This window comes from Flagellimonas olearia (assembly GCF_009184425.1).
Classification (GTDB): Bacteria; Bacteroidota; Bacteroidia; order Flavobacteriales; family Flavobacteriaceae; genus Flagellimonas; species Flagellimonas olearia.
This window is the reverse complement of record NZ_WELG01000002.1, coordinates 1,697,983-1,717,520: the sequence shown is the minus strand read 5'-3', so window position 1 is coordinate 1,717,520 and position 19,538 is coordinate 1,697,983. Positions and strand designations below refer to the sequence as shown.

The following is a 19,538-nucleotide window of genomic DNA, read 5'->3' as shown; positions in this document are numbered from 1 at the left end:
GAATTCTATTTCTTGTTTCTAGGGTGGGCCTTCTGGTGAACCTTCTTAAGTTCGGCAATGCTGTTGTGCGTATACACTTGAGTGGATGCCAAACTTGAATGACCCAACAATTCCTTGACCGAATTCAAGTCTGCCCCCCTGTTCAGCAAGTGTGTTGCGAAGGTATGCCTCAAAATATGTGGGCTCTTTTTTACCTTGGGGGACACTAAACTAAAATACTTATTTATGATACGATAAACAAGTGTTTCATAAATTTTAAGGCCACCCTTGGTCAAAAAAACAAATGCTTCGTCCACGACCTTATCCAATCTGGAACGATGCTCTATATACTCGCGAACCATCACCTCAGTTGCAGGCAAAAGAGGAAGAATACGCTCTTTGTTCCTCTTTCCCAAAACCCTCAAGGTTCCTTTGAAATGGTCAATATCGGACAATTTAAGATGCACCAGCTCCGCTCTTCGCATTCCCGTGGTGTACAACAACTCTATGATGAGTTTGTCCCGAGAACCCTCAAAACTGTCCTCAAAAGGTATTTCGGACAGGATTCTTTCCATTTCGGGCTCCGAAAAGGGAACTTCCACCTTCTTTTCCGTTTTGAGCGCCCTATGCTTTGCCAATGGGCTACTTTCTATTTCCCCTACTTTCAGCAAGAATTTGTAGTAGGCCCGCAGTGAAGATATTTTTCTGTTGATGGTTCGGTTGGACAGCCCTGTATTGGAAAGGGACACGATCCAATTTCGGATGATGGGATAATCCATGGAAGCAACGGATTCCATTTGATAGTTTTCCTTGCAAAACTTGGAGAATAATACAATATCCCGCTCATAGGCCTTTACCGTATGTTCAGAATAGTTTTTTTCCAACCGAAGGTAGGATATGAATGCGGAAACGGACATATCCCAAAGGTAGCCAAATCCATTTCCCGACCCATATAAAAACAAAAAATCCCGTTTCAAAAATGAAACGGGATGCTGTATATGTTCTATTCAAGAGCCTATACTTCCTCTTGGTCCCTCAAGCCTTGAATGTACTGTGCTTTCTGGATCTCAGCTCTACGCTGTACGGAAGGTTTTGTGAACTGCTGTCTGCTTCTCAACTGACGCATGGTCCCGGTCTTATCAAACTTACGCTTGAAACGCTTTAAAGCTCTATCGATGTTTTCTCCTTCTTTTACTGGTATAATTAACATGGGCTACAACCTCCTTTCTTTTAGAATTTTGGAGTGCAAATATACACCTAAATCCTATTTACCAAACAAATTACTTGAGAATATTTCTGGAAATCACCACTTTTTGGATTTCAGTGGTACCTTCCCCAATGGTACAAAGCTTGGAATCCCGATAAAATTTCTCAACAGGGAAATCTTTGGTATATCCATACCCCCCATGGATTTGGACCGCTTCGTTGGCGACTTTTACACACACTTCCGATGCATACATTTTACACATGGCCCCAAGTTTGGTCATAGGACGACCTTCATTTTTCAAGAAAGCGGCTTTGTGCAGCAATAGTTCTGAAGCCTCAATCTCCGTGGCCATATCGGCCAACTTGAACGATATGCCCTGGAACTCGCTAATGGGTTTTCCAAACTGTATCCGTTCCTTGGAATATTTCAAGGCTGCCTCATAAGCTCCCTTGGCCACACCCAAAGACAGGGCGCCAATGGAGATTCGGCCTCCATCCAATACTTTCATGGATTGGATAAATCCTTCTCCCACTTCTCCCAAGCGATTGTCATCCGGAATCCTACAGTCCGAAAAAATCAATTCGGCGGTCTCACTGGCCCGCATGCCCAATTTATCTTCCTTTTTTCCACTGGTAAATCCAGGTGTTCCTTTTTCGACCACAAAAGCAGTCATACCATGACTATCACCTTTCTCACCCGTCCGGACAATGACCACAGCGATATCCCCGCTTTTTCCATGGGTGATAAAGTTTTTCGCTCCGTTTAAGACCCAAGAATCCCCATCCCGCACAGCGGTAGTGTTCATCCCCCCCGCATCGGAGCCGGTATTGTGCTCTGTAAGTCCCCAGGCACCCAACCATTCGGCGGTGGCCAACTTGGGAATCCAACGTTGTTTTTGTTCTTCACTCCCAAAACTCAAAATATGATTGGTACAAAGGGAGTTATGGGCCGCTACGGATAAACCTATTGCGGGATCCACTTTGGAAATCTCTTCCAAAATGGCAATGTACTCATGATACCCCAATCCAGAACCTCCAAGCTCCTCGGGCACCAATATGCCCATAAATCCCATTTCACCAGCTTTCTTAAAAACCTCAACAGGGAAAGTTTGGGCCTCATCCCATTCCATAACATGGGGAAGTATATGCTGCTGGGCAAATTCCCGGGCAGACTGGGCGACCATCTTTTGGGTCTCTGAATAATCAAAGTTCATTGTATATAGGGTATCCGTAACCATTCGTGCAATTTTATAGGGTCAAATATAGCTTAATTCTCTCAATCCTATCGGTTGGAAACTCCCCAACGCCAACTAACTCGTCCAAGGAAGAAAACGGTCCGTTCCTTTTTCGATGCAGTACAATTTCAAGGGCCATATCTTGATTGATATATACCAATTGCGATAGTTCTTCCGCTGTAGCTTGGTTGATATTGATTTTTTTGATGGTAGGTGGTTGAAGTACTTGAAAAAGCTTCAATGTTCTTTGGACCACCTCCGGTTCCAGACCATAAACATCATACAGTTGCTCGTTCACCACGAAGCCCCCCAAACGATCTCTGAACTTTACGATTCTTTTGGACAAGGTAGGACCTACCCCATTGACGCGCATCAATTCTTCGGCGGTGGCCTGATTCAAATCCCCAACCTTATAGATTTCACTGCTGTTCTGATTCGATTTCTTTTGGATGACAGACACTGTCTTGGCCCAAGCCGGAAACTTAAAGTAGGGTGCTATTTGGTTCAGAAGGGAATCTGAAACCTGGGTTACCTTTTGGAACTCTTCGGCCGAGTTTATATATTTATTTTCATCCCTGTAGTCAAAAAGCCGATCCAACTCCTCCAGTGACATCCCCAAGGCATACCCTTTATGATCTGTAATGTAATTGGGATTGAATGGGAAAATTTTTCCGGCATCCATCTGGGCCAGTCCCTTTAAACTATCCAAATGGGCCTGCATTATCGCATCGACCTTTACTTGTGGATTTCCGTCAAAAGGTTTCGCTTTTACGTAAAAATATATCCCTTGAAAAATGAAGATGATCAGCAATAAAAAAAAGATCCCACTTCGTTCTTGCTTGTTGAACCTGAAGTGGGATCCTTTTATCATTCCAAATTGGATTAGTCTTCCGTTATGGCCTTTGCCTTTAATCTAATGGCATCCATATATTTCTTGAGTTCTGCCTTGACTTTAGGCGCTAGGATAACAATCCCTACCATATTGGGCACCATCATTCCAAAGATCATCGCATCGGAGAAACCGATAACAGACCCTAAACTTGCGGACGCACCAACAATTACGAACAAACAAAAGATAATTTTATAGGTATACTCTGTTCGTTTGGTACGGCCAAAAAGATAGGCCCATGCTTGATATCCATAGTAAGACCAAGAAATTTGGGTACTAAAGGCAAACAAGATAACCGCAACGGTCAACAGATATGGGAACCAGCTTATCACAGACTCAAATGCACCTGAAGTCAACAAGATGGCATCGGCATCATTCAAACCTGCATTGCCTGGGTCTACGTTTCCAGTAATGATCAAGACCAAAGCGGTCATGGTACATACCAATACGGTATCAATAAAAGGCTCTAACAAGGCCACCAACCCCTCGGAAGCTGGATATTTGGTCCTCACCGCGGAATGCGCAATGGATGCCGAACCTACACCGGCCTCATTGGAGAATGCCGCCCTACGGAAACCTTGGATCATGACCCCTACGGCTCCACCCACAATTCCTTCGGGGGCAAAAGCGCCTTGGATAATCTCATTGAAGGCCCAACCGATCATGTCAAACTTGGCCACCAATACAAATAAGGAAGCACCCACGTAGATGATCACCATAAAAGGTACGATCTTATCGGTAACCTTTGCGATCGATTTTATACCTCCTATAATTACAATACCCACCAAAATGGCCATTATAACACCAAAGGCCCAACGGTAACCATATAGGAAGGATTCTGTTCCTCCCGTCATATTTTCAAAAAGTTGAACGGCTTGATTTACCTGGAACATGTTTCCTCCACCAAAAGAGCCTCCGATACACATCACCGCAAAGGCACCTGCCAATATTTTTCCGAGGGTCTTGTTCTTCAAACCTTTGTTCAGGTAGTACATGGGACCACCGAAAATGGTACCATCCGGCCCAACATCCCTATACTTTACCCCAAGTGTACATTCCACAAATTTTGAGGCCATCCCCAAAACTCCAGCAACGATCATCCAAAATGTTGCTCCGGCCCCACCTATGGATACCGCTACCGCAACACCGGCAATGTTCCCTAGTCCCACGGTTGCGGACAAGGCCGCCGTCAGTGCTTGGAAATGGGATACTTCCCCATTGGAACTCTCATCCCTAATGGTATCTATAATATCCCCATCCACTACAATTTCATCCTTATTGTCTGCCAAGTGCTTGTCCAAGCTTTCCACCTTGTTCATGTCAACCCCGGCAGCGATTCCTTCTTCACCATACAATTCCTTGGCACCGTACTTTTCTATATCCTCATACTTGCCCATCACCACTTTAATGGCAGTCCAGACTCCCGTGAAGTTGATGAACCTGAAATAAAAGGTAAAGAAACCGGCTCCCAGGATCAAAGGGAACAAGACCCAATAGATCTTAATATTTTCAGAAAAAGGTATTTGGTAAAAAATGAAGTTAACGAACCAACCTGTGAGGTCTCCAAAAACTTTATCAATTTTTTCGTCTATTCCCATTTCCCCTGCTTCTTGGGCCATGGCCATAAATGGTAGAAAAATTGAGCAAATACTAAGAAGTTTATACTTCATAAATGAGTTTTTGATTATTTGATTTGATGTAAAGTGGGCAATATCCTAAAAAATTTTTACGCAGAAAAATTTAATGATCTTTTAACTATCCTATCTGAAACATTTGGTTGAGTTTTCGTATTTGCTCCGGCCTACCCAACACAATTACCTTGCTTTTGGGCTGAAGCACCAGATCGGCTTCAGGGTTGATGATGTACTCTCCTTGGGGATCTATATACCCTATAATGGTGCAACCTGTTTTTCGCCTCAGGTCCAAATCCCGGATGGAATTACAGTCCATTTGGTTGGTAAACTCCTCTATTTCCACCTCTTCCAGATTGGTGGTATGTTCCCCTTCCACGGAAAGCTTATCCATAAAGGTGATCAAATCGGGCATGACCACCAGCGATGCCATATGGTCCCCTCCTATCTTATCGGGCATTATTACCTTATCCGCCCCTGCAAACTGCAATTTTTTCAAGGAGGTCACTTGCGAAGCCCTGCTTATAATGAACAGGGATCGATTTAATTGGCGGGCCGACAACACAATGAACAAATTGGCCGCATCATCCGGTACGGCGGTGATCAAATATTGCGCCTTTTCTATACCTGCTTGCAATAAGGTCTCATCTTCATTGGCATCCCCTTCCACAAATAAAATCTCGTCTTCATACTTGTCTATGATCTCCTTGTCCCGTTCTATAACCACAAAGGGCTTACTATAGGCCATCAACTTTTCGGCAGCCTGCATGCCATTTCTACCAAAACCGCAGACCACCACATGATTGGAAAGACTGTCTATTTGTTTTTTCACTTTCTTCTTTTTTAACAGCTCCAAAGAGCTTTTTCCCAAAATATATTCCGTGACCACCGATATGGCAAAAGCAAAAATGAAGACACTGGTCACAATTAAAAATACGGTAAAAATCTTTGCCTCGGCATCCAAGGGCCTTACTTCGGAGAAACCTACCGTAGTGACCGTGATTATGGTCATGTACAGCGCCTCTACCCAGGTATAATCCGACAAAAACCTATACCCAATCATTCCAAACAACAGCACCAGCACCATTAAGGACAGGGCCAATACTATTTTGGAACGCAGAAGTCGTATCATAGGTTACAGATCAAAAACTGAGGTTCTCTTGGTGTAGACCAAATCCTTGATCTTTAGCCAAAATGCTATGAACAGGTAGAGGGCAAATCCGAATCCCAAGGTAACAAAGGTTAGGTAGATAAAAGTGGTACGCACCACCCGGGCACGTATGCCCAAACGTTCGGCAATACGTCTGCAGACCTCAAAACCTCTTTTTTGGAAATAGTATAGCGTGTCGTAAAATAAAGCCATGGCTAAAATTATGTATTTCTATTCAATAAATGTACGCCCAAAGCGCATTGAAGGCATTTATTTTTGGAACAGTACCGGGTGTAAAGCTGAATTTTGGCCTGACTTTCCAATGCATTTTTGGCTGGGTACCCCAAGTTGCCAAACCCATCCATGATGGCATTCTTTTCTGTAGGCATCTGCAGGACCAGGGCAATAAGATCTTCATTGATATCTTTTCCAAGATGCTTTGCATAACAAAACTTTAAAGGAACAACGGTATTGAGGATAAGCAGATCAATAAAACTTTTGGTGAGCTTCTTGGGACTTTCCTTGGATAGTTTTCCAAAGGTGAAATGGTTTTTCCAATAGGATCCGACCCCTATATCAAAGGCTTGGTAAAAGTCTTCCAGTTGTTCCAATTCCATGAGATGGGCAAACACATTGGATTGTTTTGCGTACAAATGAGCCAATTGCGACACCCGTATCGTTGGAAAATTAGGCGGTCGAAGGCCATAGAATTCCGGTCGGGACAATACCGGGGACAACTCAAATTTTCTGGCCAGATACTGATATTCCCTTTTAAGTCGAATATAGTATTGGTCCATACAATCAATTCCTTCCAAAAGTCCAAAGTGCCCCAATAGCAAACTTTCCAATTGTTCCACCTCATCACTGGTCTTCCTAACCATGGAGAAATCCAATTTTTGGGCCTGTTGAAAAAAATACTCCCCGTTGACTTTGGTGCCAAAGTTTTTGGCCAATAGGGTAAACAATGCGCCTTCCCAATCATTGTTGGATTCTTCCAAGAGTTTAAAAATGAAATTGGATTTCTGCTCCAACCGTTCAATGTAAAGCCGGTGAAGCCAATTCTGCACCAAAAAGGCATCGATTCCCCCCAAATCCTTTTCACAATTGATGAATTTGGGTCTTGCATTTTCCATTAGGTTTTGATACCCGCTTAAAAGTGCTTCGGATACATACTTCTTGAGTTCCAAGGTGCATATCTGTGAACCATCCTTTCGAAATACCGAAATATCATCTTCCCAAACCACATGTAGGATAACATTATCGTAGTTGGGATCAATCTCATGATGATGGGCATACCAATCCGATGATTTCAGATGGATTTCCACATTGCCCACCCAGGCTTGCGAACCGATTTCCACGCTGGCATTGAAAAAATCCGGACCTGCATACTGATTTGGGACTCCAGGGGCCTTAATGTGTATGGCTTCGTTGGCAGTTGAGGTAAGTTGTCTTCCATGAAGCTTTTTTTGCCCCCATATAAAATGGAGCAAGTCTTCCTTCATGGGAGCAATATAGGAAAATGCCTACCAATTTCCAGCATACGTCAAGGAATCCCCTGAATTTTGCTTTAAAAATTGATACTTGATACGATTGATTTGACGAATATGATGGTAATCGTGCGCCAACCAATTATATAAAAAGGAACGGGCAGACATGGTCCCCAACTCAGGATGGTACAGGGAATTCTCCCAATTGAGGTCGGTAGCGGTCTTTAACCATGCGATGGATATTTGCCGCTCCTTGTCAAATTGTTCCACTTTATTCTGGAAGTCCTGCCCACCATAATCCCGCTTGGTTACCCATCCTACGGGGTCAATTGAGGCGAGGGGATCATCTGGGTGCTGTAGGGTATGATCCACGCGAGCCCTAAAATCTTCTTTTTCCTCATCCACCAAATGGCAGATGATTTCCAACAAGGACCAATCCGCGGTTTTTTGTTTCCAATGGATAAGTGGCTGGGGCAAATGGGCCATAGTTTCCCTAAAAACCTTGCGGTTTCTCTCCAGTTCCTCTATGACCTCCTGTAGCTGCATAGGGTTCTACTCGGCGATCTCGCCTTCCCAGTTCATAAAACCTCCCTCAAGGTTATAGGTGTTCCCAAAGCCAATGCTGTTCATGATGGCACACGCCTGCCCGCTTCGGTTGCCCGATCTGCAGTACACGTAGTAGTTTTTGGACTTGTCCAATTTTTCCAGTTCATCAATAAATTCCTGGCCCAAATAAATATCTATTTTAAGGGCATCTGGAATATACCCTTCCTCAATTTCTTCAGGGGTTCTGACATCCAAAATAACGGCGTTGTCATCATTCTCCAATTGCTCTGTCCACTCTTCTTGTGATAAATCCATCTTTACTATAGGTTTAGATACTGCAAAAATAAAAATCCAGAGCGTTACCCTGGATTAGATGCGTATATTTTTTTGACTGACTTCTTCCTACACTTCTGAAAGTTGATCAGCTTTTATGATACTTAATTTAAAAATGTGGCCAAAGCTTCATTCAATTCCTTGTAGGTGAAACCCTTTTCGTAAAAGGTTCGTTTGTCCTTATTATATATTAAGGTAGCGGGTATTCCCCCACCCCAATCTTCCGAGACTTTGGGAATCCATTCATTTTGCTTGGGATCATCCAAAATGACCACTTTAGATTTCATTCCCTTTTCTTCCACAAAAGGTTCCAATCGGGATTTCCACATCCCGGGCATATCCAAGCTCACGAGCAACACTTCTACATTGTTATCCTTTTGCTCAGCATGTATGCGCTCAAAATAAGGCATCTCGGCAATACAGGGTTTGCACCACGTGGCCCAAAAATTCACCACATAGGTTTTATCATCACTTTGATGCAAAAGAGGCTCAAAATCCTTGAAGTTGTAAACGGGAAATTTTACGGGTTCTTCCTGCACTACTTTTGTTTGCTCCTGCTTTTGGGCTTCCAAAGCATTATCTTCCGTGTTATTTCCGGTCTTATGTCCACATCCTATCATCAATCCCGAAAGCATCACCCCTAAAAACTTTAAGCTACTCATTACCTGCATTTTAAGCCTATAAAATTACATGTTGACACTGTCCCTCATTTTGTTTTAACAAAAATTTATCGGTCATACCAAAGGTAGAAACAAAAATTCAACATACATTTGTATATACAAATATTGTTTATACATGAATGTTGAGGAAATCATAAAGACTTCGCAGAAGATGCCGCTGGAGACACGGACCTTGATTCATATCACCTTGATTCACAACAAAATCTATGAACAGGTGGGAAATGCCCTGAAACCTTTTGAGGTTTCGCTCCAACAATTTAACGTCCTACGGATTTTAAGGGGACAGAAAGGGCAGCCCGCCAACCTATCCACCTTAAATGAGCGCATGGTGACCAAGATGAGCAATACCACCCGTTTGGTAGATAAGTTACTGGCCAAAGGCTACGTAGATCGCAGCGTATGCCCATCCAATCGGCGTAAGGTTGAAATCCTGATCACCAAAAGTGGTTCGGAAGTACTTTCCAAAATGGATAAAGTAGTGGCCGAAGCCGAGCATGATATCGTTCAACATTTTACCAAACAAGAACTGGAACAATTAAACCTCCTTTTGGATAAATTTTAAATACAGATGAGCAACATTTTAGAACATAGGACCTGGCGTTACGCCACCAAAAAATTTGATGCCACCAAAAAAATATCGCATCAAGACCTCAATAGTCTATTGGAAGCCACCCGTTTGAGCGCTTCCTCCTACGGACTGCAACCCTATCATGTATTCGTGATTTCCGACCCTGAGGTTCGGGAGAGACTGAAACCTGTTTCTTGGAACCAATCCCAGATCACGGATGCATCACACCTTATCGTTTTTGCACATGCAACGGATTTTGGCGAGGAACTGGTCGATGATTTCATCACCAACCTAAGCGATACAAGGAACATTCCCTTGGATGGTCTAAATGGTTATGCCGAGATGATGAAATCCAACTTAGTGGGTCTACCCACGGATGTGAAGGCCAGCTGGGCCGGAAAACAGGTATACATTGCCTTGGGCAATGCTCTACAGGCTGCAGCGGAACTAAAAATAGACACTTGCCCCATGGAAGGTTTCCAAGCAGAGGAATACAACAAAATCTTGGGGCTTACCGAAAAAGACCTCAACGCAGCTGTGGTATTGGCCGTTGGCTACCGATCGGAAGAAGATCAAACCCAAAACCTGCCAAAGGTCAGAAAATCAAAAGAGGAATTATTCACCCATATATAATCGTAACAGTTAAAAACAAAAATTTAAACACAATCATGAAAAAGACAGTTTTAAGCTTGGTATTGACCACATTCATCGGTGCTTCCACAATGGCAAACCCCATTGAAAAGGAAACCAAAACCGTTAAGGCCGAAGAAAGCAGTGTAACCTGGAAAGCCTATAAAGTTGCCGGTTCCCATACCGGGACCGTAAAATTGCAATCCGGTGCCTTGGAATTCAACGGCGAAAAATTGGTTGGTGGTGAGTTTGTGGTAGACATGACCTCCATCAACACAACTGACCTGGAAGGCGATTACAAAAACAAACTGGACGGGCACTTGAGCTCTGCAGATTTCTTTGCCACTGACAGCAACCCTACATCAAAATTGGTGTTCACCAAAGTAAAATCCTCGGGAAAAAATAGCTATGAAGTTACCGGTGATCTAACCATTAAGGGCATTACCAAGCCCGTAACCTTTGATGTATCCATTTACGGAGATAAGGCCACTGCCACTTTAAAAATTGACAGGACCAAATACGATGTAAAATACGGATCGGGAATCATTGGCACCGCCAAAGACAAATTGATCTATGACGAATTTGATTTGGTAGTTGATCTACAGATGTAATCAGCTCCTGTTTAGTGTGTGGAAATCCCGTTTGAGATTATCTTGGACGGGATTTCCAATTTTAAAACAAATCTTTGTTTGCTGGTTAAAATTTCCTTTCTATATTTGAAGCAATGAATAACAGAATCGCAAATACTTGGTGGTGGATCAACTTACTTCGAAAGTCGTGAGCTAAGTCCCCATTATAATCATACAAGAGGCTTGTCATCACGACAGGCCTTTTTTAATTTATAACAGTTTAAGATGTATAAACTTCAAACCCATTACAAAAAAATCCTGGCAGACACCATTACCCCGGTGAGTGTCTACCTGAAGATTCGGGACAAGTTCCCCAACAGTATCCTTTTGGAAAGTAGCGATTACCATGCCAACGACAACAGTTTTTCGTATATCTGCTGCAATCCCATTGCCTACATTAAAGTGGAAAACGAAACCATAACCCAACGGTTTCCCGATGGTTCAAAAGAAGTGACCCCTATCACATCAGAAACCGATGTCACTGAGGTGATACACAACTTCGGGCAGCAGTTTTCGGTGACCCAAAATGGGTTCAAGTTTATATACAATGGTCTTTTTGGCTATATGGCCTATGATGCGGTCCGCTATTTTGAGGATGTGGAGATCTCGAAAAAGGAGGATTCTGTCAGCATTCCGGATATTTACTACGCCGTATATCAGAATATCATTGCGATAAACCATTTTAAGAACGAAGCCTATCTTTTTGCCCATTGCTACAATACCCAAAGCAATGTGGATGAGATTGAACAACTTTTCAATGTTCGGAACTTCGCCTCCTACAATTTCACCAAGGAAGGCGAACCCAAATCCAACCTAAAGGACGAGGAATACAAAGCCCATGTGGAACTGGCCAAAAAGCATTGTCAGCGGGGCGATGTGTTTCAATTGGTATTGTCCCGAAGGTTCACCCAAAAATTCAAAGGGGATGAATTCAATGTATACCGGGCACTGCGCTCCATTAACCCCTCCCCTTACCTCTTCTATTTTGATTATGGCAATTTTAAGATATTTGGCAGCTCGCCCGAAGCACAATTGATCGTAAAGGATGGCAAAGCTGAAATCCACCCCATTGCCGGCACCTACAAACGTACCGGAAACGATGAAAAAGATGCCGAACTGGCCAAACAATTGGCCCAGGACGATAAGGAGAACAGTGAACACGTGATGCTGGTGGACTTGGCCCGGAACGACCTTAGCCGCAATGGAAATACCGTAAATGTGGACACCTATCGGGAGGTACAGTATTTCTCGCATGTGATCCATTTGGTATCCAAGGTCACTGCGGAAAAAAAACAGGACATCACCACCATGAAAGTGGTGGCCGATACCTTCCCTGCGGGAACCTTGAGCGGTGCACCCAAGCATATGGCCATGCAACTCATTGAAAAGTATGAAAAAACAAGTCGGGCCTATTATGGTGGAGCCATTGGCTTTATGGATTTCAAGGGCAATTTTAACCATGCCATTATGATCCGCACCTTTTTGAGCAAAAACCATGAACTGCACTACCAAGCTGGGGCAGGATTGGTAGCTGCTTCCAACCCTGACGACGAATTACAAGAGACCTATAACAAATTGGGCGCATTGAACAAAGCCCTTGAAATTGCAGAAACCATCTGATCATGGGAAGAAAGATTTTAATGATAGACAACTACGATAGCTTCACCTATAACTTGGTGCATTATCTGGAAGATTTGGATTGTGAGGTTACTGTAAAACGAAACGACCAGCTTACTTTGGATGAAGTGGAACCCTTTGACCTTATAGTATTGTCTCCTGGACCCGGGATTCCAGATGAAGCCGGGCTGCTCAAGGAAATTATAAAGACCTACGCCCCCACCAAACGAATATTTGGGGTGTGTCTGGGGCAACAGGCCATAGGTGAGGTGTTTGGAGGGAGCTTGATCAACCTCGATCAGGTGTACCACGGAGTGGCCACCACCATTACGGTGACCCAAGACGACCCAATTTATAAAGGATTGCCCAAAGAACTCCAAGTGGGAAGATACCATTCTTGGGTGGTGGACTCCAATCTACCGGAGGAACTGGAAGCCACATCGGTGGATGAAAACGGACAGATCATGTCGCTTCGCCATAAAAAATACGATGTGACCGCCGTTCAGTTTCACCCAGAGTCCGTACTCACCCCAGAAGGAAAACAAATGCTAAAAAATTGGCTCAATAGTTAGAATTTCATGTCATTCCCACTGTCATCCTGAGCGCAGTCGAAGGAAAGTGGGAATCCAAATGAATTCAAAAAACAGATTCCTGCCTTCGCAGGAATAACAAGCAAAGAAGATGAAAGAGACATTAAATAAACTTATCAATCACGAGATACTGCCTAAGGAAGAGGCCAAACAGATTTTGGTGAACATTGCCAAAGGCGATTACAACACCTCTCAAATTGCGGCATTCCTTACCGTATATATGATGCGAAGCATCACCATTGAAGAGCTGGAAGGTTTCCGGGATGCCCTCTTGGAACTTTGCCTCGCCGTGGATCTATCCGATTACGATCCCATCGACCTTTGCGGTACGGGTGGTGATGGCAAGGACACCTTCAACATCTCCACACTGGCTTCGTTTGTAACAGCCGGAGCAGGAGTAAAAGTGACCAAACATGGTAACTATGGGGTTTCCTCAAAATGTGGGAGCAGTAATGTGATGGAATTCCTGGGCATCAAATTCAGTAATGAGGCCGATTTCCTGAAGAAATCCATTGAAGAGGCTGGCATTTGTGTGCTACATGCCCCCTTGTTCCACCCTGCGATGAAAAATGTGGCCCCCATCCGAAGGGAACTGGCCGTAAAGACCTTTTTCAATATGTTGGGGCCCATGGTGAATCCCGCTTTTCCAAAAAATCAAATGGTGGGTGTGTTCAATTTGGAACTGGCACGGATGTACGGTTACCTTTATCAGAACACCGATAAAAAATTCACGGTACTCCATGCCTTGGACGGGTATGATGAGATTTCCTTGACGGGAGACACCAAAACCATTTCCAACAATACAGAGGCCATGCTCAGTCCAAATGACTTTGGAGTGCAAAAAATTTCACAATCAGAAATCACCGGAGGTGAGGACATCGCGGCATCGGCACAGATATTTTTGAATGTATTGAATGGTAAGGGCACCGAAGCACAGAATAATGTAGTCTGCGCCAATGCCGGAGTGGCCATCGCCACAGTGGAAAGCATCACCCCAAAAGCTGGCTTTGAAAAAGCCAAGGAAGCTCTGTTGGGTGGTAAGGGATTGGAAGCTTTGAAAAAATTGCAGGAATTGAGTAGAGATTAAAGTTTTCAATCTTGCCATTCCTGCGGAAGCAGGAATCCAACCATAAAAAAATAATAGATTCCGCATCAAGTGCGGAATGACACAAGAAATGAATATACTGGACAAAATAGTAGCCGATAAACGCAAGGAGGTCGATTTGAAAAAATCGTTGATCACCCCTTCACAATTGGAACAATCCGTACTGATGGAGCGTAATCCCGTCTCCTTGGCCGCTGCCTTGCGAAACAGCAGCACGGGCATCATTGCGGAACACAAACGACGTTCCCCATCCAAATCGGTCATCAACCAAGGTTTAAATGTACAGGATGTGGCCATGGGGTATGAAACGGCAGGTGTATGCGGCATGTCGGTCTTGACCGATGGCAAATATTTTGGAGGCTCCTTGGACGATTTGATCTTGGCCCGTGCTTCTGTGAACATGCCCCTACTTCGCAAAGAGTTCATTATTGACGAATACCAGATTTTGGAGGCCAAAGCCTATGGTGCTGATGTAATTTTATTGATTGCGGCCATTTTGGACCGGGAAGAGATCAAAACCTTTTCGGAAATGGCAAAAAGTTTGGGCTTGGATATACTCTTGGAAGTACACAATGAAGAAGAACTGCAAAAATCCATCATGCCCAGCTTGGATATGCTTGGAGTAAACAATCGGAACCTAAAGACCTTTGAAGTAAGCTTGGAGACCAGCAAATCCCTTTCGAAACAAATCCCGGATGATTTTGTAAAGGTTTCGGAGAGTGGCATAAGTTCGGTGGAAGCCATAAAGGACCTGCGAACCTATGGCTACCAAGGTTTTTTGATCGGGGAGAATTTTATGAAAACGGATGATCCCGGAAAGAGTGCAAAGGGATTTATAAATGAATTAAATAGATAAGGTCATTTCGAACTGTCAGATTGAGCGCAGTCCAAATCAAAGTGAGAAATCTGATTTGAGATTCCTCAATCACTTCGCTCATATCGGAATGACAAAAAAAGTAAACTATGAAACTAAAGGTATGCGGCATGAACCAAAACCCTCTTGAGGTAGCCCAATTGCAACCCGATTATCTGGGCTTCATTTTTTGGGAACCTTCCTCGCGCGCCTTTGAAGGTGAACTGCCAAACTTGCCTAAATCCATCAAAAAAGTGGGGGTGTTTGTGGATGCACCTGTGGATGAAGTTTTGGAAAAAATCACACAATACTCATTGGATGCCGTGCAACTTCATGGCAAGGAAAGTGTTGCTTATTGTGATGCTTTACGTCATGCTGAACTGGTTTCAGCATCACATAAGGATGAGACCCCGAAACAAGTTCGGGGTGACGGGATAGAAATCATCAAGGTTTTTTCCATCAAGGACAATTTTGATTTCTCCATTTTGAAAGATTACGAAGGGGTATGCGATTATTTCCTGTTCGACACCAAGGGCAAACTGCCCGGTGGGAACGGCTACACCTTTGACTGGTCTATCTTGGAAAACTATCCATCTACCCAACCCTTCTTTTTAAGTGGGGGCATTGGTTTGGAATCCGTTGAAAAATTGAAAGAATTCATGAACAGTCCGGCCTCAACATACTGTTACGCCATCGATGTCAACAGTAGATTTGAGACCCAACCCGGACTAAAAAACATACCGTCATTGAAAGCGTTCCAAGAAGCGCTCAACGACCATTTACAACTTAAAACCAATAACGAATGACGTATCACGCTGATGAAAGGGGCTATTACGGTGAGTTTGGGGGTGCCTACATCCCGGAAATGCTCTACCCCAATTGCGAGGAACTCCGGCAAAACTATCTCCGAATCATGGCGGAACCTTCCTTCCAGGAAGAATTCCATCAATTGTTGAAGGATTATGTGGGCCGGCCTACCCCACTCTATTTTGCCAAACGCCTTTCCGAAAAATACAACACCAAAATCTACCTGAAACGGGAAGACCTTTGCCATACAGGGGCACACAAGGTAAACAATACCATTGGTCAGATTTTGATGGCCAAAAAATTGGGCAAAAACCGAATCATTGCCGAGACCGGTGCAGGTCAGCATGGAGTGGCAACGGCCACCGTCTGTGCCCTTATGGGAATCAAGTGTGTGGTATATATGGGTGAAATCGATATTGCCCGACAAGCGCCCAATGTGGCCCGTATGAAAATGCTGGGGGCCGAGGTACGTCCCGCTCTATCAGGCAGCAGGACCCTTAAGGATGCTACCAACGAGGCCATCCGGGATTGGATCAACAATCCGGTGGATACCCATTACATCATCGGTTCGGTGGTGGGACCCCACCCCTACCCAGACATGGTGGCCCGGTTTCAATCGGTAATTTCCGAAGAGATCAAATCCCAGCTTTTGGAAAAGGAAGGCCGTAAAAATCCCGATTATGTAGTAGCCTGTGTAGGTGGCGGAAGTAATGCTGCGGGAGCTTTCTATCATTACTTGGATGAACCCGAGGTGGGCATCATTGCCGTTGAGGCCGCCGGGAAAGGTATCCATTCGGGAGAGAGTGCCGCTACCTCAGCACTTGGCAAAGTGGGCATCATCCATGGCAGTAAGACCTTGCTGATGCAAACACCGGATGGACAAATCACCGAACCGTATTCCATTTCCGCTGGACTGGACTATCCGGGTGTTGGGCCTCTTCATGCCCATTTATATGTTTCGGGAAGGGGTGAATTTATTTCCATTACAGATGATGAGGCCATGAAGGCAGGATTGGGACTTTGTGAATTGGAAGGCATCATTCCCGCAATTGAATCGTCCCACGCACTCGCCATTTTTGAGGACAGGAAGTTCAAAGAAGATGATGTTGTGGTGGTAAACCTATCTGGACGAGGCGATAAGGACCTCCAGAATTACATTGATTATTTCAACCTATAAGGATAGATGTCATTTCTGCGAAAGCAGGAATCCAATGCTAGATTGAAAATGGATTCCGCATCAAGTGCGGAATGACAAAAACAAAGTTTAACATGAACAGAATCAAACAAAAACTGCAAGAGGACAAAAAAATCCTTTCCATCTATTTTACCGCGGGATATCCCCAGTTGAACGATACCGTAAAAATCATCCAAGATCTGGAGAAAAACGGGGTGGACCTTATTGAAATTGGATTGCCCTTTAGCGATCCCTTGGCGGATGGACCTACCATTCAGGAAAGTTCCACCATTGCCCTTAAAAATGGCATGCATACCGAATTGCTCTTTGAGCAACTCAGGGATATCAGGGAAACCGTTTCCATCCCCTTGATCATCATGGGCTATTTCAATCCGGTTTTTCAATACGGTGTGGAGGACTTTTGCCAAAAATGCCAGAACATAGGTATTGATGGGCTTATTTTACCTGACCTACCACTGGATGTCTACCAAGAGGAATACGAACCTATCTTTAAAAAATATGGATTGATCAATGTGTTTTTGATTACCCCACAGACCAGTGAAAAAAGGATCAGGGCCATTGACAAGGCTTCGGACGGATTTATTTATATGGTCAGTTCTGCCAGTACCACTGGGGCCAAATCGGGTTTTGGAACCGAACAGACCCACTATTTTGACCGTATTGGGGCCATGGAACTGAACAATCCCCAAATTGTGGGCTTCGGCATCAGCAATGCGGAAACCTTTGATCAGGCCACCAAAAACACCAAAGGAGCAATCATTGGTTCGGCCTTCATCAAACATTTGACCCAAAATGGAGTGGATCATATAAGTGATTTTGTGAATCAAATTCGTTAATTTTCGAGTTCAAAAAACAACCCGAGAATTCCTATGAAAAAAGCTGTTTTTTTCCTTTTCACCATATGTACCCTTTCTACCTTTGGTCAAGATGAAGTGGCCATAAAGAGTCAAGTGGCCCAAGCCATTACGGAACTAAGGGACTTTATTTCCATTCCCAATGATGCCCTCAATGCCGATGATATTGAGGATAATGTCCTTTGGCTCAAACGAAAATTCAGTGAGCGTGGCTTCAACACCGCCGTACTGGAAACGGAAAACATGCCCTTGTTCTTTGCGGCTTTGCCTGTTGAGGACAACAAACCCACCATGCTCATCTATATGCATTTTGATGGGCAGTCCGTGGACCCTTCCAAATGGAACCAACCCAATCCGTACGAAGTCGTGCTGAAGGCACCCGACGGGGATGGGTTCAAAACGGTTTCTTTTGATGAATTGGATGATGACATCAACTATGATTGGCGACTTTTTGGGCGTTCCACATCGGATGACAAATCGCCGATTGTGATGTTGTTGAACACTATCGACCTGATTAAAAAACAAGGTACTGAGATTCCTTTTAACGTTAAGGTCATTTTGGACGGTGAGGAAGAAAAAAGCAGTCAACCATTGCCCAAGGCAGTAAAGCAATACCGTGAACTCTTGGAGGCCGATTTTTTGGTCATTGCAGATGGCCCTGTACACCCATCGGGAGACCCTACGGTGGTCTACGGGTGTCGTGGCATAACCACACTTACACTAACAACTTATGGCCCAATAAAACCGCAACATAGTGGTCATTATGGAAATTATGCACCAAATCCCGGGTTTCAATTGGCCCAGTTGCTCGCCAGTATGAAAGACGCCCATGGCAAAGTAACCATTCCCGGATATTATGATGGCATCTCCATAGATGAGTCCACCATGGCCATATTAAAGAGTGTACCGGATAGTGATGCGGAAATTTCGGATAAGCTACAGTTTAAATCTGCCGAACAAGTAGGTAACTTTTACCAAGAAGCCCTACAATATCCTTCTTTGAACATCCGCGGGATGGGGTCGGGTTGGATCGGGGAAAAGGCCCGTACCATTGTACCGGAAAGTGCCACAGCGGAGCTTGACCTTCGATTGGTGGTGGAAAGTGACGGCAACCGTCTTAAAAAATTGGTGAAGGACCATATTGCCCAACAAGGTTATCAGGTTTTGGACCATGTACCGACCAAGGCAGAGCGAATGGCCCATGAAAAAGTGGTCACGGTAACCGAAGAAAGTGTCACAGACGCCTTCCGAACGGATTTGGACAACGCCTATGGCCAGTTTTTAGTAAATACATTGAAGGACACTTTTGGAAAGGATGTCATTCAAATCCGGACCACAGGAGGAACTGTACCCATTGCCCCGTTCATCAATGAATTGAAGATTCCCGCTTTCATTGTTCCCATGGTAAACCCGGACAACAACCAGCACAGTCCCAATGAGAACTTAAAAATTGGGCAACTGGCATATGGAATAAAAACATTTTATGGGATACTTACCACTACAATACACTAAGGTAAACTCCAAAAAAAGCCCCGAATTCCTGAAAAGTAGGTT

At 44.1% G+C, this 19,538-nt stretch carries 22 protein-coding genes; 11 read left to right on the top strand and 11 right to left on the bottom strand.

Annotation, left to right across the window (positions count from 1 at the left end; all coding sequences use genetic code 11):
• Window positions 1-5: 5 nt before the first annotated feature.
• From F8C76_RS17130 to F8C76_RS17080, 11 genes are all read right to left on the bottom strand, one after another.
• Entirely contained in the window at window positions 6-896 is an 891-nt protein-coding gene (locus F8C76_RS17130) for a tyrosine-type recombinase/integrase (RefSeq protein ID WP_152132790.1), read from the bottom strand.
• Between the two features lie 98 nt (window positions 897-994).
• The gene (gene rpsU, locus F8C76_RS17125; protein WP_119642038.1) at window positions 995-1,189 is read right to left on the bottom strand and encodes a 30S ribosomal protein S21; all 195 of its coding nucleotides are present in this window, start codon (window positions 1,187-1,189) and stop codon (window positions 995-997) included.
• 70 nt (window positions 1,190-1,259) lie between these two features.
• Entirely contained in the window at window positions 1,260-2,399 is a 1,140-nt protein-coding gene (locus F8C76_RS17120) for an acyl-CoA dehydrogenase family protein (protein WP_152132924.1), read from the bottom strand.
• Window positions 2,400-2,433: 34 nt separating this feature from the next.
• Window positions 2,434-3,291 (bottom strand): helix-hairpin-helix domain-containing protein, encoded by an 858-nt coding sequence (locus F8C76_RS17115; protein ID WP_152132789.1) that lies wholly within the window; start codon window positions 3,289-3,291, stop codon window positions 2,434-2,436.
• Window positions 3,292-3,302: 11 nt separating this feature from the next.
• Window positions 3,303-4,979: an alanine/glycine:cation symporter family protein gene (locus F8C76_RS17110; RefSeq protein WP_152132788.1), complete on the bottom strand. Its 1,677-nt coding sequence runs from the start codon at window positions 4,977-4,979 to the stop codon at window positions 3,303-3,305.
• Window positions 4,980-5,064: 85 nt separating this feature from the next.
• A complete protein-coding gene (locus F8C76_RS17105; RefSeq protein ID WP_129656118.1) occupies window positions 5,065-6,072 on the bottom strand; it encodes a potassium channel family protein in 1,008 nt (335 codons plus the stop codon).
• 3 nt (window positions 6,073-6,075) lie between these two features.
• Complete coding sequence (locus tag F8C76_RS17100; RefSeq protein ID WP_116217522.1) at window positions 6,076-6,303, bottom strand: PspC domain-containing protein; 228 nt, start codon at window positions 6,301-6,303, stop codon at window positions 6,076-6,078.
• An 8-nt stretch (window positions 6,304-6,311) separates the two neighbouring features.
• Entirely contained in the window at window positions 6,312-7,592 is a 1,281-nt protein-coding gene (locus F8C76_RS17095) for a DUF2851 family protein (protein ID WP_152132787.1), read from the bottom strand.
• A gap of 21 nt (window positions 7,593-7,613) precedes the next feature.
• Window positions 7,614-8,123 (bottom strand): DinB family protein, encoded by a 510-nt coding sequence (locus tag F8C76_RS17090; protein ID WP_152132786.1) that lies wholly within the window; start codon window positions 8,121-8,123, stop codon window positions 7,614-7,616.
• 6 nt (window positions 8,124-8,129) lie between these two features.
• Window positions 8,130-8,438: a rhodanese-like domain-containing protein gene (locus tag F8C76_RS17085; protein WP_129656115.1), complete on the bottom strand. Its 309-nt coding sequence runs from the start codon at window positions 8,436-8,438 to the stop codon at window positions 8,130-8,132.
• A 122-nt stretch (window positions 8,439-8,560) separates the two neighbouring features.
• Window positions 8,561-9,118, bottom strand: a complete 558-nt coding sequence (locus tag F8C76_RS17080; protein WP_152132785.1) for a TlpA disulfide reductase family protein — start codon at window positions 9,116-9,118, stop codon at window positions 8,561-8,563.
• Window positions 9,119-9,251: 133 nt separating this feature from the next.
• On the opposite strand from F8C76_RS17080, the gene F8C76_RS17075 reads away from it, so the two are divergent.
• The 11 genes from F8C76_RS17075 (at window position 9,252) to F8C76_RS17025 (ending at window position 19,496) form a co-directional block, all read left to right on the top strand.
• A complete protein-coding gene (locus tag F8C76_RS17075; protein ID WP_152132784.1) occupies window positions 9,252-9,698 on the top strand; it encodes a MarR family winged helix-turn-helix transcriptional regulator in 447 nt (148 codons plus the stop codon).
• Between the two features lie 6 nt (window positions 9,699-9,704).
• Window positions 9,705-10,337 carry an NAD(P)H-dependent oxidoreductase gene (locus F8C76_RS17070; protein WP_152132783.1) on the top strand — a complete coding sequence of 211 codons (633 nt, stop codon included), beginning with the start codon at window positions 9,705-9,707 and terminating at the stop codon, window positions 10,335-10,337.
• 35 nt (window positions 10,338-10,372) lie between these two features.
• Window positions 10,373-10,945 (top strand): YceI family protein, encoded by a 573-nt coding sequence (locus F8C76_RS17065; protein WP_129656111.1) that lies wholly within the window; start codon window positions 10,373-10,375, stop codon window positions 10,943-10,945.
• 243 nt (window positions 10,946-11,188) lie between these two features.
• Window positions 11,189-12,583 (top strand): anthranilate synthase component I family protein, encoded by a 1,395-nt coding sequence (locus F8C76_RS17060; RefSeq protein WP_152132782.1) that lies wholly within the window; start codon window positions 11,189-11,191, stop codon window positions 12,581-12,583.
• Window positions 12,584-12,585: 2 nt separating this feature from the next.
• Window positions 12,586-13,152, top strand: a complete 567-nt coding sequence (locus tag F8C76_RS17055) for an anthranilate synthase component II (RefSeq protein WP_129656109.1) — start codon at window positions 12,586-12,588, stop codon at window positions 13,150-13,152.
• Between the two features lie 109 nt (window positions 13,153-13,261).
• Window positions 13,262-14,257: an anthranilate phosphoribosyltransferase gene (trpD, locus tag F8C76_RS17050; protein WP_152132781.1), complete on the top strand. Its 996-nt coding sequence runs from the start codon at window positions 13,262-13,264 to the stop codon at window positions 14,255-14,257.
• A gap of 88 nt (window positions 14,258-14,345) precedes the next feature.
• Window positions 14,346-15,131, top strand: a complete 786-nt coding sequence (gene trpC / locus F8C76_RS17045; RefSeq protein WP_152132780.1) for an indole-3-glycerol phosphate synthase TrpC — start codon at window positions 14,346-14,348, stop codon at window positions 15,129-15,131.
• 107 nt (window positions 15,132-15,238) lie between these two features.
• On the top strand, window positions 15,239-15,934 hold the full coding sequence (locus tag F8C76_RS17040; RefSeq protein WP_152132779.1) for a phosphoribosylanthranilate isomerase: 696 nt from the start codon (window positions 15,239-15,241) through the stop codon (window positions 15,932-15,934).
• Window positions 15,931-17,112 (top strand): tryptophan synthase subunit beta, encoded by a 1,182-nt coding sequence (gene trpB / locus F8C76_RS17035; RefSeq protein WP_152132778.1) that lies wholly within the window; start codon window positions 15,931-15,933, stop codon window positions 17,110-17,112. The genes F8C76_RS17040 and trpB overlap by 4 nt, the downstream gene beginning before the upstream one ends.
• Before the next feature lie 92 nt (window positions 17,113-17,204).
• Window positions 17,205-17,966 carry a tryptophan synthase subunit alpha gene (gene trpA, locus F8C76_RS17030; protein ID WP_152132777.1) on the top strand — a complete coding sequence of 254 codons (762 nt, stop codon included), beginning with the start codon at window positions 17,205-17,207 and terminating at the stop codon, window positions 17,964-17,966.
• 33 nt (window positions 17,967-17,999) lie between these two features.
• A complete protein-coding gene (locus F8C76_RS17025; protein ID WP_152132776.1) occupies window positions 18,000-19,496 on the top strand; it encodes a M20/M25/M40 family metallo-hydrolase in 1,497 nt (498 codons plus the stop codon).
• The last annotated feature ends 42 nt before the right edge of the window (window positions 19,497-19,538 follow it).

Bases quoted from the DNA above. Each gene is read 5' to 3' on its own strand.
- F8C76_RS17130 (WP_152132790.1), bottom strand. From the start codon at position 896: ATGTCCGTTTCCGCATTCATATCCTACCTTCGGTTGGAAAAAAACTAT.
- rpsU (WP_119642038.1), bottom strand. From the start codon at position 1,189: ATGTTAATTATACCAGTAAAAGAAGGAGAAAACATCGATAGAGCTTTA.
- F8C76_RS17120 (WP_152132924.1), bottom strand. From the start codon at position 2,399: ATGAACTTTGATTATTCAGAGACCCAAAAGATGGTCGCCCAGTCTGCC.
- F8C76_RS17115 (WP_152132789.1), bottom strand. From the start codon at position 3,291: ATGATAAAAGGATCCCACTTCAGGTTCAACAAGCAAGAACGAAGTGGG.
- F8C76_RS17110 (WP_152132788.1), bottom strand. From the start codon at position 4,979: ATGAAGTATAAACTTCTTAGTATTTGCTCAATTTTTCTACCATTTATG.
- F8C76_RS17105 (WP_129656118.1), bottom strand. From the start codon at position 6,072: ATGATACGACTTCTGCGTTCCAAAATAGTATTGGCCCTGTCCTTAATG.
- F8C76_RS17100 (WP_116217522.1), bottom strand. From the start codon at position 6,303: ATGGCTTTATTTTACGACACGCTATACTATTTCCAAAAAAGAGGTTTT.
- F8C76_RS17095 (WP_152132787.1), bottom strand. From the start codon at position 7,592: ATGAAGGAAGACTTGCTCCATTTTATATGGGGGCAAAAAAAGCTTCAT.
- F8C76_RS17090 (WP_152132786.1), bottom strand. From the start codon at position 8,123: ATGCAGCTACAGGAGGTCATAGAGGAACTGGAGAGAAACCGCAAGGTT.
- F8C76_RS17085 (WP_129656115.1), bottom strand. From the start codon at position 8,438: ATGGATTTATCACAAGAAGAGTGGACAGAGCAATTGGAGAATGATGAC.
- F8C76_RS17080 (WP_152132785.1), bottom strand. From the start codon at position 9,118: ATGAGTAGCTTAAAGTTTTTAGGGGTGATGCTTTCGGGATTGATGATA.
- F8C76_RS17075 (WP_152132784.1), top strand. From the start codon at position 9,252: ATGAATGTTGAGGAAATCATAAAGACTTCGCAGAAGATGCCGCTGGAG.
- F8C76_RS17070 (WP_152132783.1), top strand. From the start codon at position 9,705: ATGAGCAACATTTTAGAACATAGGACCTGGCGTTACGCCACCAAAAAA.
- F8C76_RS17065 (WP_129656111.1), top strand. From the start codon at position 10,373: ATGAAAAAGACAGTTTTAAGCTTGGTATTGACCACATTCATCGGTGCT.
- F8C76_RS17060 (WP_152132782.1), top strand. From the start codon at position 11,189: ATGTATAAACTTCAAACCCATTACAAAAAAATCCTGGCAGACACCATT.
- F8C76_RS17055 (WP_129656109.1), top strand. From the start codon at position 12,586: ATGGGAAGAAAGATTTTAATGATAGACAACTACGATAGCTTCACCTAT.
- trpD (WP_152132781.1), top strand. From the start codon at position 13,262: ATGAAAGAGACATTAAATAAACTTATCAATCACGAGATACTGCCTAAG.
- trpC (WP_152132780.1), top strand. From the start codon at position 14,346: ATGAATATACTGGACAAAATAGTAGCCGATAAACGCAAGGAGGTCGAT.
- F8C76_RS17040 (WP_152132779.1), top strand. From the start codon at position 15,239: ATGAAACTAAAGGTATGCGGCATGAACCAAAACCCTCTTGAGGTAGCC.
- trpB (WP_152132778.1), top strand. From the start codon at position 15,931: ATGACGTATCACGCTGATGAAAGGGGCTATTACGGTGAGTTTGGGGGT.
- trpA (WP_152132777.1), top strand. From the start codon at position 17,205: ATGAACAGAATCAAACAAAAACTGCAAGAGGACAAAAAAATCCTTTCC.
- F8C76_RS17025 (WP_152132776.1), top strand. From the start codon at position 18,000: ATGAAAAAAGCTGTTTTTTTCCTTTTCACCATATGTACCCTTTCTACC.